This window comes from Streptomyces sp. NPDC057249, from assembly GCF_042669245.1.
GTDB lineage: Bacteria > Actinomycetota > Actinomycetes > Streptomycetales > Streptomycetaceae > Streptomyces.
In genome coordinates, this window is the sequence record NZ_JBHUXS010000035.1 from 1 (window position 1) to 13,032 (window position 13,032).

18 protein-coding genes are annotated in these 13,032 nt (G+C 73.0%); 11 read left to right on the forward strand and 7 right to left on the reverse strand.

The window, feature by feature from the left end; translation table 11 throughout:
• The 11 genes from ACFUJY_RS34600 to ACFUJY_RS34650 form a co-directional block, all read left to right on the forward strand.
• Positions 1-452, forward strand: a 452-nt coding sequence (locus tag ACFUJY_RS34600) for a gas vesicle protein (RefSeq protein WP_383307061.1), incomplete at its 5' end; no start/stop codon positions are given.
• 43 nt (positions 453-495) lie between these two features.
• Positions 496-933: a gas vesicle structural protein GvpA gene (locus tag ACFUJY_RS34605; protein WP_383307063.1), complete on the forward strand. Its 438-nt coding sequence runs from the start codon at positions 496-498 to the stop codon at positions 931-933.
• A gap of 5 nt (positions 934-938) precedes the next feature.
• Positions 939-1,649 carry a GvpL/GvpF family gas vesicle protein gene (locus tag ACFUJY_RS34610; RefSeq protein ID WP_383307064.1) on the forward strand — a complete coding sequence of 237 codons (711 nt, stop codon included), beginning with the start codon at positions 939-941 and terminating at the stop codon, positions 1,647-1,649.
• Between the two features lie 48 nt (positions 1,650-1,697).
• Positions 1,698-1,955 carry a gas vesicle protein GvpG gene (locus ACFUJY_RS34615; protein ID WP_383307066.1) on the forward strand — a complete coding sequence of 86 codons (258 nt, stop codon included), beginning with the start codon at positions 1,698-1,700 and terminating at the stop codon, positions 1,953-1,955.
• A 49-nt stretch (positions 1,956-2,004) separates the two neighbouring features.
• Positions 2,005-2,592 (forward strand): hypothetical protein, encoded by a 588-nt coding sequence (locus ACFUJY_RS34620; protein WP_383307068.1) that lies wholly within the window; start codon positions 2,005-2,007, stop codon positions 2,590-2,592.
• Entirely contained in the window at positions 2,585-3,850 is a 1,266-nt protein-coding gene (locus ACFUJY_RS34625; protein WP_383307070.1) for an SRPBCC family protein, read from the forward strand. Before ACFUJY_RS34620 ends, ACFUJY_RS34625 begins: the two co-directional genes overlap by 8 nt.
• Positions 3,851-3,905: 55 nt before the next feature.
• Positions 3,906-4,337, forward strand: coding sequence for a gas vesicle protein (locus ACFUJY_RS34630; protein WP_383307072.1), 432 nt, complete (start codon positions 3,906-3,908; stop codon positions 4,335-4,337).
• On the forward strand, positions 4,334-5,164 hold the full coding sequence (locus ACFUJY_RS34635) for a GvpL/GvpF family gas vesicle protein (RefSeq protein WP_383307074.1): 831 nt from the start codon (positions 4,334-4,336) through the stop codon (positions 5,162-5,164). Before ACFUJY_RS34630 ends, ACFUJY_RS34635 begins: the two co-directional genes overlap by 4 nt.
• The gene (locus ACFUJY_RS34640) at positions 5,161-5,373 is read left to right on the forward strand and encodes a gas vesicle protein (protein WP_383307076.1); all 213 of its coding nucleotides are present in this window, start codon (positions 5,161-5,163) and stop codon (positions 5,371-5,373) included. The genes ACFUJY_RS34635 and ACFUJY_RS34640 overlap by 4 nt, the downstream gene beginning before the upstream one ends.
• A 55-nt stretch (positions 5,374-5,428) precedes the next feature.
• On the forward strand, positions 5,429-5,839 hold the full coding sequence (locus tag ACFUJY_RS34645; RefSeq protein ID WP_383307077.1) for a gas vesicle protein K: 411 nt from the start codon (positions 5,429-5,431) through the stop codon (positions 5,837-5,839).
• Positions 5,840-5,888: 49 nt separating this feature from the next.
• A complete protein-coding gene (locus tag ACFUJY_RS34650; protein WP_383307079.1) occupies positions 5,889-6,332 on the forward strand; it encodes a hypothetical protein in 444 nt (147 codons plus the stop codon).
• 66 nt (positions 6,333-6,398) lie between these two features.
• On the opposite strand, the gene ACFUJY_RS34655 is transcribed toward ACFUJY_RS34650, so the two are convergent.
• The 7 genes from ACFUJY_RS34655 to ACFUJY_RS34685 all read right to left on the reverse strand — a co-directional run bounded on the left by ACFUJY_RS34655 (position 6,399) and on the right by ACFUJY_RS34685 (position 13,032).
• The gene (locus ACFUJY_RS34655) at positions 6,399-7,298 is read right to left on the reverse strand and encodes an alpha/beta fold hydrolase (protein WP_383307081.1); all 900 of its coding nucleotides are present in this window, start codon (positions 7,296-7,298) and stop codon (positions 6,399-6,401) included.
• Positions 7,295-8,407, reverse strand: coding sequence for a branched-chain amino acid ABC transporter permease (locus ACFUJY_RS34660; protein WP_383307083.1), 1,113 nt, complete (start codon positions 8,405-8,407; stop codon positions 7,295-7,297). The genes ACFUJY_RS34655 and ACFUJY_RS34660 overlap by 4 nt, the downstream gene beginning before the upstream one ends.
• Positions 8,404-9,291 (reverse strand): branched-chain amino acid ABC transporter permease, encoded by an 888-nt coding sequence (locus tag ACFUJY_RS34665; protein WP_383307085.1) that lies wholly within the window; start codon positions 9,289-9,291, stop codon positions 8,404-8,406. Before ACFUJY_RS34665 ends, ACFUJY_RS34660 begins: the two co-directional genes overlap by 4 nt.
• Positions 9,291-10,037, reverse strand: coding sequence for an ABC transporter ATP-binding protein (locus tag ACFUJY_RS34670; RefSeq protein WP_383307087.1), 747 nt, complete (start codon positions 10,035-10,037; stop codon positions 9,291-9,293). Before ACFUJY_RS34670 ends, ACFUJY_RS34665 begins: the two co-directional genes overlap by 1 nt.
• A 229-nt stretch (positions 10,038-10,266) precedes the next feature.
• Complete coding sequence (locus ACFUJY_RS34675; RefSeq protein WP_383307088.1) at positions 10,267-11,055, reverse strand: ABC transporter ATP-binding protein; 789 nt, start codon at positions 11,053-11,055, stop codon at positions 10,267-10,269.
• 3 nt (positions 11,056-11,058) lie between these two features.
• On the reverse strand, positions 11,059-12,306 hold the full coding sequence (locus ACFUJY_RS34680) for a substrate-binding domain-containing protein (protein ID WP_383307090.1): 1,248 nt from the start codon (positions 12,304-12,306) through the stop codon (positions 11,059-11,061).
• 126 nt (positions 12,307-12,432) lie between these two features.
• Entirely contained in the window at positions 12,433-13,032 is a 600-nt protein-coding gene (locus ACFUJY_RS34685) for a TetR family transcriptional regulator (protein WP_383307092.1), read from the reverse strand.

Genomic DNA, 13,032 nt, shown 5'->3' on the forward strand with positions numbered 1-13,032 from the left:
GTTTTCCGCGGCAATCGTCCCGGTTGCCGCGGAAAACCGCGTCCTCGTCATTCCCGCTCCGCCGACGCATGCCTCCGGAATGCACGGGCATGCGAACGGAAGCCATGACGACGGAGGCCGGACAGGCAGCGGCACTCCCCGGCGACAGGGGAAGGATGAGTACCGAAAAGGACACCGGAAATGAGCAGGAGGAGCGCGTCGACGCGCTCACCGCGATGCGGCAGGCCGCCGCACAGCTCACGGAAATGCTTCAGTGCGAGCCCGATTCGGTCTCCGCGGTGAAAGCCACCGAGAACGGCTGGTCGGCGGATGTCGAAGTGGTCGAGCTGGAGAGGGTTCCGGACACCATGAGCGTGCTGGCCTCCTACCGGGTGCAACTCGATTCCCGGGGGCGGCTCATGTCCTACGAACGCGTGCGTCGGTATGCCCGGGGGCAGATCGACCGTCGCTGAGGAACTCCGTCGTCGAACGAAAAGATCACCGAAAGGAGTTCCCATGACACTCGTGCAGCAGAGCAATGCGACGTCCGGCGGGAGCGGCGGCTCGGGAAATCTCTACGACGTTCTTGAGCTCATACTCGACCGCGGCCTGGTGATCGACGCATTCGTCCGCGTCTCCCTGGTGGGCATCGAAATCCTCAAAATCGACGTCCGCGTGGTGGTCGCCAGTGTCGACACCTATCTGCGGTTCGCCGAGGCGTGCAACCGGCTCGATCTCGAAGCCGGCCGCAAGGCCCCGAGCCAGCTCACCGACCTGGTCGGCGACATGACGGAGAACGGCGCCAAGGGGAAGTCCAAGGGCGCGCTCACCGGAGCCGTGGAGGCGTTCAGCGAGTCGTTGCAGGGCAAGCGCGAGGAGCCCGAGGAGGAGCCGCGCAAGCGGACCGCCCGCAAGTCCACGGCCGGCCGGCAGACCCAGCGACGCGAGGAGTAGCAGCAGTGCCCACGTACATCTACGCCATCACCGGCGCCGGCCACCCGTTGCCGCTGGACGGCCTGCACGGGGTAGGCGGCCCGCCCGCGGCCCTGCGCACCGTGCGTACCGGCCGTCTGGCCGCGGTGGTCAGCGACGCCCCTCCCGGGCTGCGCGCGAAGCGCCGGGACGTCATGGCCCACCAGGGCGTCCTGGAGGCCCTGATGGAGAAGGGGGCCACCCTGCCGATGCGCTTCGGCCTCGTGGGGCCGGGCGACGAGGAGGTCACCGCGGCCCTGGAACGGGAGGCCGACGCCTACACGGAGCGGCTCGGGGAACTGGACGGGCAGGTCGAGTACAACCTGAAGGCCGGCCGCGACGAGGACGACCTCCTGCGGGAGATCATGGCCGAGTCCGACGAGATACGCCGGCTCAGCGAACGCGCCCGCACCCAGGGCAGCCGGGACGACCAGCTCGCGCTCGGCGAACTGGTGGCCCACGAGGTGAGCGCCCGCCACGCCAGGGAGGCCGAAGAGGTCGCCGGCCGTCTTGCGGGAGCGGCCACCCGCAGCTCCTCCGCGGAGCCGGCGCCCCAGCACTTTCTGAACCTGTCCTTTCTCGTGCCCCGGGCGGAGGCGGACGCCTTCGTGGAGGCGGTCCGGAACGAGGCCGAGACGCAGGGCGACGCCTATGCGTACACGCTCACCGGGCCCCTGCCGCCGTACAGCTTCGTCTGAGGCCGTCGCAGCCCCGTCCGGCCCCACGAGCGGAGGTGATCTGCCGGCATGGGACTCATCACCCAGCTGCTGACCCTGCCGTTGGCCCCCGTCCGGGGGACGGCGTGGGTCCTCGGCCAGGTCGTCCAGGCCGCCGAGGAGGAGTACTACGACCCCGAACCGGTGCGCGCACGGCTCGCACAGCTGGAACAGGAGCTGAACGGAGGGCTCATCGGGCCCGAGGAGTTCGACCGGCGCGAGGACGAACTGCTCGACCGGCTCGACGAGATCGAGGCGTACCGCAACGGCGCGCGGCACACGCCGTGACCGGCGTCCGGACCACATACGACCGGGGGAGACCCGAGGTGCATCACAGATGACGAAGAACGCCAAGATAGGCGCGGCCCTGGTGGGCGGATACCTGCTCGGCCGCACGAAGAAGGCCAAACTCGCCGTGGGATTCGGCATGTTCCTCCTCGGCAAGAAGTTCGACCTCGACCCGAAGCGGATCGGCCGGATGCTGGCCGAATCGCCCGCCCTGGGTCCGCTCAACGACCAGGTCCGCAAGGAACTGGTGGACGCCACCAGGACGGCGGCCACCAAGGCCGTCACCCAGCGGGCCGGCAGCCTCGCCGAATCCCTGCAACGGCGCACCCAGTCGCTGGGGGCGGGCCCGGGTGCCGAGGACGAGGAACCGTTCGAGGACGCCGAGGACCCGAGGGCGTCCGACGACGACGGGGACGAGAACGGGACGGACCGCGACGAGGAGCCGAAGCGTGGTGGCTCCGCCCGCAAGCCCGCCGCGTCGGCCAGGAAGGCCGCCCCGAAGACCCGGCGCGCGTCGGGCGGCAGCCGCTCCGCGAGCGCGGGCAAGGCCGCGGCGCCGGCCCGCAAGCGTACGGGCGGGGCCGCCAAGGCCGCGGCCTCCGGGACGCGCAAGGCCCGGGGAGGCGGCAATGCCTGACTCCGCGATCAAGGGCATCAAGGACGACGTCGTCGGGAGCCCGGCCGCCGAACGGCTCAAGGAAGAGCTGCAGAACTACCTCCGCGCCCGCGCCGAGCACACGGTGACCCAGCTGGGGCACCGGCTCGGGGAATCGGTGTCCAAACTCGCGGAGCCGGGCGGCGGGGGCGGCGCCCTGAAGGGCCTCGCCAAGGGCGGACAGGCCCTCAAGGACGGCAAGTCACCCGCTCAGGCGGCCCTCGGCGCGGGCGCCTCCCACCTCAAGGACAAGGTGAAGGACAAGGTCAAGGGGTTGTTCGGCAAGGGGCGCAAGTCCGGCGGCGGAAAGTCCAAGAGCGTCACCGTCGTCGAGGACATCGACGTCGGCGTGCCCGTCCGCGAGGCGTACGACCAGTGGACCCAGTTCCAGGAGTTCAGTTCGTTCGCCAAGGGCGTCGTGAGCGTGGAGAAGGCCGACGACACCACCAGCAACTGGAAGGTCAAGGTCGCCAAGTCCACCCGCAGCTGGAAGGCGAACGTCACCGAGCAGGTGCCGGACGAACGCATCACCTGGACCACCGAGGGCGCCAAGGGCACCGTCAAGGGCGTGGTCACCTTCCACGCGATCACCGACGACCTCACCCGCGTCCTGCTGGTCCTCGAGTACTTCCCCAAGGGGCTGTTCGAGAAGACCGGCAACATCTGGCGGGCCCAGGGCCGCCGTGCCCGGCTGGACCTGAAGCTCTACCGCAAGTTCATCATGATGCGCGGTGAGGCGACCGACGGCTGGCGGGGCGAGATCCGCGACGGCGAGGTCGTCGTCGGCCACGACGAGGCGATCGAGCAGGAGGAGGAGGCCGACGGCCGGGACGCCGGGGCCGCCTCCGAGGACGAGGACGACGGCGCACGCGACGACGCGGCCGAGCCCGGACCGGCCGGCGACGAGCCGGAGGGCTTCGAGGACGGCGGGGAGGAGCCGCTGGACGACGAGCTCGCCGACGAGGAAGAACCCGCCGACGAGGACGAGGACGCCGACGGGTTCGAGGAGCCGGCGGACGAGGCCGGCCCGCAGGAGGAAGAGCCGGCGGACGAGTTCGAGGAGCCCGAGGACGGGGCCGAAGCGGCGGACGAGCCCGTCGACGAGGAGGACTCCGGCTACGAGGACGACGACGAGCAGGCCGAGGAGGAGCCGGCGGACGAGGAGCCCGAGGACGAGGAGCCCGAGGAGCCCCGGCCGGCCCGCCGCTCCCGCCGCCGGACGGCCGCCGGCCGTCGCTGAGCCGGGCGGCATCCGCCCGCGTACCGACACCACCCCGTGAAAGGTGTGAGAGACCGTGTCCGATTCACTCGCCGGCCGGCTGCCGGCCCCACCGAGGGGGAGCTCCCCGGCGTACGGGCAGGGCTCGTCGGCCAACCTCGCCGACATCCTGGAAAGGGTGCTGGACAAGGGTGTCGTCATCGCCGGTGACATCCAGATCAACCTGCTCGACATCGAGCTGCTCACCATCAAACTCCGGCTGCTCGTCGCCTCGGTCGACAAGGCCAAGGAAATGGGCATCGACTGGTGGGAGCACGATCCGTCGCTCTCCTCACGAGCCCGGCCCGCCCGCGAGAGCGAGGCGCGCCCCGCTGACGGAGCGCTGGCCGAGGAGAACGAGCGGCTGCGGGCCGAGCTGGCCCGGCTGCGGTCGGCGGCCGGGCTTCCCGAGGCGGCCGCGTCCCAGGAGGAGCAGCAGGTCCGGGCGGCGGGCGAGGAGGAACGATGAGCACCGGGACGGACACGCCCGACGGCGCACGGCTGACCTACGTCTACGCGGTCGGGCGGGAGGGCCCCGCGCTCCACGGGCTCACCTCCCGCCTGCCGGGCGTGGACGGCCACCCCCTGTACCCGGTGGCCGCGGACGGGCTCTGCGCACTCGTCTCCCGGGTGCCGGCGGACACCTACGGAGCGCAGGGCCTGTCCGCGCAACTGGAGGACCTGGCACGGCTCGAAGCCCTCGCCCGGGCCCATCACGCCGTGGTGGACGGCGCGTTCGCCGAAACGTCGGTCCTGCCGATGCGGCTGGCCACGGTCTATCTGGACGACGCCCGGGTCGCCGGCATGCTGGTCCGGCGGCGCGCCGAGTTCGAGGACCTGCTGGGCCGGCTGGAGGGGCACGTCGAACTCGGGATGAAGGTCTACGCCGATCCCCGGGCGGCCGGGGCGCCGGCTCCGGCCGCCGTGACGTCCACCGGAGCCGGTGCCGGACGGGCCTACCTCCAGCAGCGCCGGGCGACGCGGCGCAGGGACCAGGACGCCTACCGGGCGGCGTCCGACCTGGTCGTCCGCGCCGGGGAGCTGACTCGGGGCGTCGCCGCCTCGCGCGTGGTCCACCGCCCGCAGCAGGGGCAGCTGGCCTCCCACTCCGGCGTGAACGTGGCCAACGAGGCGTACCTCGTTCCCCGGGCACGCACCGAGGAGCTGCGCCGGGCGCTCACCGGCCTGGCCGACGGCGTCCCCGGGGTGTCGGTCGAGGTGACGGGGCCCTGGGCGCCCTACTCGTTCGCCACCGCCCCGCACGCGGAGGACCCGGCCGGTGGTGAGGGGCCGTGAGCGCGGACCTCGTCGGGGGCGTCCTCGGCCCGTCCGAGCCCCGGGAGGGCCCGCCCGTCGCGCTGATCGACCTCCTGGACCGCCTCCTGAACGGCGGGGCGGTGCTCACCGGCGACCTGGTCCTGTCCATCGCCGACGTCGACCTCGTCCACATCAATCTGCGGGCGGTGATCCGGTCGCTCACCGCCGAGGACCCCGCACCGTGGTGAGTCCCCGGGTCCCCTGGGCGTTCCACCGCATCACCCGGACGAGGAGGAGGACGGCATGACCGAGTGCGACGGCGAACGCGGCGCACCCGCACCCCCCGCCGCCGTGGCCGAAGCCGTGGCGGAGGCGGCGGCCCGGTCGTTCGGGCTCAGCCCCGCGCAACCGGACGACCGCCCCGCGCCGGCCGGTGCGCGGAGGCTGGAGACCGACCCGGACACCGTCGAGCGGGACCTCATGAAGCTGGTGCTCACCATCGTCGAACTGCTCCGCCAGCTCATGGAGCGAACGGCCCTCCACCGGGTCGACCAGGGCGACCTGACGGAGCATCAGGAGGAGCGGGTCGGTATGACGCTGATGATCCTGAACGAGCGCATGACCGAACTGTGCGACCGGTACGACCTGACGATGGACGATCTCAATCTCGACCTGGGGCCGCTCGGCTCCCTGCTGCCGCACAACGGCGCGTGAGTGGGCCGCACCCAGGTTTTGTCGCGGAACCCGAGGCAAGGAGGACGCCATGACCGCTGAAAAGGAAACCAAGAGCTCCACTGGGAGCAAGGGACGGACCACCACCGCCCGCAGGACGAGCGGTGCGGCGAGAAGGACGGCCGCCTCCGGTGGTGAGCAGGCGAAGTCCACGGCCGCCAAGGCGAAGACCGCGGCGGCGGACGCCAAGGACTCGGCCGCGGAGAGCGCGGGCGAGGCCGGTGGACTCACGCAGCGCGCCGGTCAGGCCGCCGTCTCCGGCCTCCGGAGCGGCGGGCAGATGGTGACGGCGAACGCGGCCAGGGTCGGGAGTGCGGCCGCCAACGCCTGGACCGTCATCAAGCTCAGGCGGGCGATAGCCGCCGGCGCCGCCGTGAGCGTGGTGAGCATCGTCGGCGTGGCCTTCGCGACCGGACGCGCCACCGCCAAGCCGCGTACGGGGCCGCTGACCCGGCTGGCGAACGGCAGGATCTGATCCCGTCGGCCCGCTTCAGGGGCCGGCCCCGTGGCACCCGCCGCGAGGCCGGCCCCTGAGGCCGTGTCAGACGCCTGCGCGCGCGAGGGCCGCCAGGCGGTCGGCGACCTCGCGTGCGCCCCGGTCGCCGGTCAGGACCGTGTAGTGGTTCACGTCCTTGACCGCGACCGGCTCGACCCGGGTCCCGTCCAGTCCGGCGGCGGCGAGCCGGCCCTCGTCGTACAGGCCCTGCTCCTCGTCCATCAGGCCGCGCGCGGCCCACAGCAGCGTCGCGTCGACGGGCAGTTCGCGCACCGCCGACAGGACCTCCTCGTCGAACAGGCCGACGCCGTCCGTGCGGATCGCCTCGATCCGGCACGACGAGCGCAGAGCCGGCTCCTCACCCGTCAGGTCGCGCTGGATGTACGCGTCCACCTCGTCCGACCACGCGCCGGCGAACGCCGGATGCGCCTGCCAGAACGCCCGGTACGCGGCCCGGTCCGGGAAGGTCATCGACAGCCGGTCCATCGCCGGGCCGATCACCGCCGTCATCAGCTCGTCGGGCGTCAGGTGCGTCGGGGCCGGGAAGCCGATGCCGCCGTCCACGAGGAGCAGCGGTCCGAAGCGGTCCGGGTGGCGCACCGCCGCGAGGGCCGCCACGAACGCGCCCATCGAGTGGCCCGCGAGCACCACCCGGTCCTGGCCCAGGGCGCCGGTCAGGGCGGCGATGTCGTCGGTGTGCGCCGCGATCCCGTAAGGACCCGGCAGGTGCGCACTCCCGGCCCGGCCGCGCAGGTCAGGGGCGACCAGGGTGGCCCGGCCGGCCAGCAGCCGGGCCACCGCCGCCCAGGACAGGGCATTGGAGGTGATGCCGTGCAGGGCCACCACCACCGGCGCCTCCGGAGCGGCGGCCGGCCAGCGCAGGGCCGCCAGCGTGCCCCCGCGCACGGGGACTTCGATCTCTTCGTACTCCGTGAGCGGGCTCAACTGACTCCGGTCTCCTTACGGTTCGAGGCTGCTCCCAGCCGGGACGGCAGCCGGGCCAGGCCGCCGGGCAGCAGATGTACCACGGCCACGAACAGCACGCCCAGCAGGAACAGCGGTTGCGACAGCGGTACGCGCAGGACCGCCGGCAGGTCCGCGACCGCGCCCGATCCGGCCAGATCGCCGAGCCGGTGGTCGGCCCAGGTGTAGAGGATGCCGCCGACCATCGGGCCCCACCGGGTGCCCGAGCCGCCGAGCACCACCATCACCAGCAGCGAGAGCGTGAAGTCGGAGGTGGTCGTCTGCGGGGTCGAGCCGCCCGTCAGCAGCAGGTGCACGATCCCGCCGAGCGCGGCGAGCGCCCCCGCGACGACGAAGGCCGTCAGCTTGAACCCGTACGGCTTCAGGCCCAGCACCTCCACCCGGCGCTCGTTCTCCTTGATGCCCTCCCAGACCCGGCCGGTGGGGGAGCGCACCGCCCAGTGCACGACGCCCAGGGTCAGGACCAGGTAGGCCAGCGCGATCCAGTACAGGTTCGCGGTGTTGTCGATGCCGACCAGCGAGGACGGCAGCAGGTCCGACGGGGCCGCCCGGCCCTCCTCGCCGCCCGTGACCCCGCCGGGGTTGCGCGACACCAGGATCGAGCCCGCCTGCGCGAAGGCCAGGGTCACCATGGAGAAGCCGATCCCGGTGACGCGCAGGCTCACCGACCCCAGGGTCAGGGCGAGTGCGATCCCGAAGAGCAGTCCGAGGACCGTGGCGAGGGCGAACGGCAGCCCCGCCTCCAGGAGGAACAGGTTGGTGGCGTAACTGCCCGCGGCGAAGTACAGGGCGTGGCCGAAGGAGAGCAGCCCGGTCCGCCCGAGCAGCAGGTCGTAGCCGGTCGCCAGGGCGCCGAACAGCAGGCAGGTCGCCAGGAGTTGCAGGCTTCCCGCCGAGCCCAGCGGTCCGTCGAGCAGGCCCGGCACCGGCACCGCGCTGAACGGGGCGGTCACCAGGACCAGCAGGACGGCGGCGGGCCACCAGCGCAGCAGCGGGGCCCGCCCGGCCGGGGCCGGGACGGCGGCCGGGCGCCCGGCGGTGCGGTCGGGTGTGTCGGTGGCGGTGCTCATGCGAGCCTCCCCGTCAGTCCGCGCGGCCGGATCAGCAGCAGCACGGCGAGCAGGACGACGACGGCCAGGTCGCCGAGCCCCGCTGCGGTGTAGTAGTTGGCGAACTGCTGGACCAGGCCGATGACCACCGACGCCGCGGCGGCGCCCGTCACCGAGCCCATGCCGCCGGTGACCACGACGACGAACGCGAAGATCAGCAGCGAGGTGCCCTGGCGGGGGTCGACCGAGCCGAAGTACAGCCCGCCGAGCGCCCCGCCCAGCGCCGCCGCGCAGCCGCCGATCGCGAAGACCAGCGTGAACGCCTTGCGGACGTCGACGCCGAGCGCGGTGACCATCGCCCGGTCCTCGACCCCGGCCCGGACGACCAGGCCGTGCCGGGTGCGCCCGAGGAAGAGCCGCAGCGCCACCAGCACCACGACCGCCGCGCCCACCAGCACCAGCCGGTTGACCGGGACCTGGGCGCCCAGCAGCCCGAAGGTGCCGGACAGCGCCTCGGGCCCGGGGAAGGTGTGGGCGTCCGAGCCCCAGACGCCGGAGAGCAGCGCGGGCACCGCGAGCCCCACCCCGACCGTGGCGAGCACCTGTTCGCGCGGCCGGGTGTAGAGCGGGCGGACGACCGCGAGTTCGAGGAGCACGGCGGCGGCGGTGCCCACCGCCGTACCGAACAGGACCGCCAGCGCGAAGCCGGCGCCGCCGGGGCCCGCGCCGGGGAGGTTCCCGGACGCGGCCCACCAGGTGCCGTACGCGCCGATGGACAGCAGCGCCCCGTGCGCGAAGTTGAGCACGTCCATCAGGCCGAAGATCAGTGAGAGCCCGGACGCGACGAGGAAGTAGAGGGCCCCCAGACCGAGTCCGGTCATGGTGAGCAGGACGAGGGTGGACATCAGGAATCCGCCTTCACGGAGGGGTGTGCGGGGAGCGGGCCGTGGCCCACGCCGAGCAGCGTGCGGGCCGCCTCCGCGTCGCCCAGCAGCTCGGCGGCCGGGCCCCGGTGGGCGGTGCGGCCGTCGGCGAGGACCACGCAGTGCCCGGCCAGCCGGCGCACCACGGCGAGGTTCTGCTCCACCAGGAGCACCGGCACCGCCTCGGCGGCCCGTTCCAGCACCTGGGCCACCTCGGTGACGACCTTCGGCGCCAGGCCCTTGGTCGGTTCGTCCGCGATGATCAGCCGGTTGGCGTTGAGCAGGGTGCGCCCGATGGCCACCATCTGCTGCTGGCCGCCCGACAGCGTCCCGGCCAACTGGCGTGCCCGCTGCTTCAGTTCCGGGAACAGCTCGTGGACCAGGCCGTACGCCGGCTCGCCCGCGCCGCGCCGTTCGGCGAGGCGCAGGTTCTCCGCGACGGTCAGCCCGGCGAAGACGCCCCGGTCCTCGGGGGCGTAGCCGATGCCGCGCCGGACCAGGGCGTGCGTGGGCAGGCCCGCGGTCTCCTCGTCGCCGAGCCGGACGCTCCCGGCGCGCGGGACGAGCCCGAGGATGCCCCGGACCGTGGTGGTCTTCCCGGCCCCGTTGCGGCCGAGGAGCGCGGTGACACCGTGCGCGGTGACGTCGAGGTCGACGCCGTGCAGGATGTGCCGGCCGCCGATCAGGACCCGCAGGTCCCGTACGTCCAGCAGGGGTTGCTCCGTCACAGGGCGCCTCCGAGGATGCACAGCGGGTAGACTGTCCGACGTGCGGTGCGAGAACCAAGCTCCGTACGTGTGCTGATCGAGAGCCAAGACGGCACATGCACCTCCAAGCTTTGCCATGCCAAACCGGGCAGGTTTCGTCCCGGCTGGTGTTGATCGTGGAAGACCTGCCGGGTCGCCGACCCGCAGGCAGCGTGAGCCAGGAATCCCCCTGCTTCAGCCGGGGGAGGATTCAAAGCCCCTCCCCGAGGTACGCCTGCTGCACGACCGGGTCGGCGGTGACCGCGTCGGGGGTGTCCAGGGCGAGCAGCCGGCCGTGGTGCATCACGGCGAGCCGGTCGGCGAGGCCGAGCAGGACGTCCATGTGGTGTTCGACCATGAGGACCGTGCGCCCCTCCTCGCGGTGCAGGGTGCGGATGAGTGCGGTGAGGGCGGGGACCTCCTCGGCGCTGACCCCGGCCATCGGCTCGTCGAGCAGCATCAGCCGGGGCTCGCCCACCAGCAGCACGGCGAGCTCCAGCTTCCGCTTCTCGCCGTGCGACAGCTCGCCCGCGGTGGCCCCGGCCCGGTGGCCGAGCCCGGTGCGTTCCAGGACGCCGGCCACTTCGGCGGTGTACGGGTCGGCGCGCCGCCACAGCCGGTACGAACCGCCCCGGGCGGCCTGCGCGGCCAGCCGTACGTGGTCGGCGACGGTCATCGCGGGCCACAGGCTCGACGTCTGGAAAGTCCGGCCGACGCCGCTGCGGGCCCGGACGTGCGCGGGCCGGTCCGTCATCTCGGCGCCGTCCAGCTCGATCCGCCCGGCGGTCGGCAGGTTCAGCCCGCTGATCAGGTTGAACAGGGAGGTCTTGCCCGCTCCGTTGGGTCCGATGAAGGCCAGGAACTCGCCCTCGCGGACGCTCAGGGAGACGTCCTGGACGATGGTGGCGCCGCCGACGCTCCAGCCGAGGCCGTCCAGCCGGAGCACGGGCGCCTCCCGGTCCGCCGGGCTCGCCTGCCCGAGGGTGTGGGGTGCGGTCACGGTTCAGCCCGCCGCGGGCTTCACGGGCGGCGCGACGGCGTCCAGCTGCTCGGTGTCCAGCAGCTTCGGCTCGGCCGTCTTGCCCTTGCCCTCCAGCTTGGCCACGAACATCGGCTGGAGCAGCGCGTGGTCCTCGCCGCGCACCCGGGTCGGTCCCTTGACCCCGTCGAAGCTCCAGCCCTCCAGGGCCTTCACCATCGCGGCGGTGTCGGTGGCGCCGCCCTTCTCGACGGCGTGCACGATCATCTGGGCGGCCGTGAAGCCGTCCGGCGTGAACAGGTCGGGCCTGCCGCCGTCCTTCTCCACCGCGTCCAGCATCGCCTTCTCCACGGAGTTGCCGCCGCCCGCGCCCGGGAAGTAGTGCGCCAGGAACGACACCTTGGACCCGGCCGCCCCGAAGACCGGGTACGAGGCGGTGCCGGCCAGGCCGGTGACGACCTTGCTCGCGCCGAGCACGCCCTGCTGGTCCAGCGCGGTCCACAGCGCCGGCGCGGTGGAGCCGGCCCAGGCGACGAAGACCAGGTCGGGGCCGCCCGCCTTGACCTGCCGGGCGAACGGCGTCAGGTCCGTCGCGCTCGGTGGCGCCAGCACCGAGCCGACCTTCGCGCCCTTCTCGCCGAGGACCGCCTTCACGGCGGCCACGTTGGCCTGGCCGAAGGTGGAGTCCTGGGCGAGCACGGTGACCTTCTTGCCCTTGGCGTCGCCGAGCATCGTGCCCGCCGTCAGGATGTCCTGGTAGGACTGGCGGCCGGAGCGGAAGGTGTAGTCGTTGATCCCGGTCACCGCGTCGGTGGCGGCCGGTCCGCTGACGTACAGCACCTTGTTCTGCGCGGCGAGCGGGGCCATCTGGAGCGCGACTCCGGAGTCGGTGGTGCCGGCCAGCACCTTGTAGCCCTTGCCGATGAGGTTCTTGGCGGCGGCGACGGCCTTGCCCGGGTCGCCCGCGTCGTCCTGTTCGGTGACCTCGATGCGGTGCCCGGCGACCTCGCGGGTGCCCTGGGTGGCGTAGTCGAGGCCGGCCATGAAGCCGTCCCGGTACTGCTTGCCGTAGTCGGCGAGGAGCCCGGTCCTGGAGTACACCAGGCCGACCTTGACGGCCGCGTCGTCGGCGGTCTTCGCGGAGTCGGACCCGCCCGCCTTCCCGGCGGCGGTACACCCCGTCAGCAGCAGACCGGCTGCGGCCAGGACGGCGACGGTACGGATGTCACTGAGGGATCTGCGGGCTCTGCTGGCGGTACGGCTGCGGGGCATGGTGACCGGCTCCTCGGCGTGTTCCTGTGATGTCGCCGAACCGTATGGACACCGCGCCGACGTCGACATGGTGCAGGGCACCCCACCTCGCCCCCGGGGCGTGTGGGCGCCGCACATGGCAGCCGCTCAGGGGGCCGCCGGGCCGACCAGCCGGCACACCGTCTCGATGTCCGTGCGCACCTGTGCGACCGTCGCCCGGCCGGAGAGCCAGGTGATCAGCGCGGAATGCCAGGCGTACTCGATCACCCGCACGGCGGAGAGCTGCCCCGGCGTCGGGTGGCCGGTGCCCATCGCGTCCAGGATGATCGCCGTCGTGAGCCGTGAGACGGCGTCGACCTCGCGGCTCGCGCCCCGGTCCGCGAAGGTCAGCGCACGCACCATGGCGTCCGCCAGCTGCGGTTCGCGCCGCATCGCGTGGAAGGCCCGCAGCAGCGTCCCGGCGACCCGGGCCGCCGCGTCGTCCCCGGCCGGGGGGCGCTCGCGGAGGACGGTGCGCAGGTGCTGGAGCCGGTCGTGCAGGGTGGCGACGAGGAGGTGGATCTTGGACGGGAAGTACCGGTACAGGGTGCCGAGGGCGACCTCGGCGGCCTCCGCCACCTCGCGCATCTGGACGGCCTCGAAACCGCCCCGGCCGGCCAGCTCGGCGGTGGCCCGCAGGATGCGGCGGCGGCGGGCCTCCTGGCGCTCCGTCAGGGGCGGCGATGCCGGTCTGGCTTCCGCTGTCAT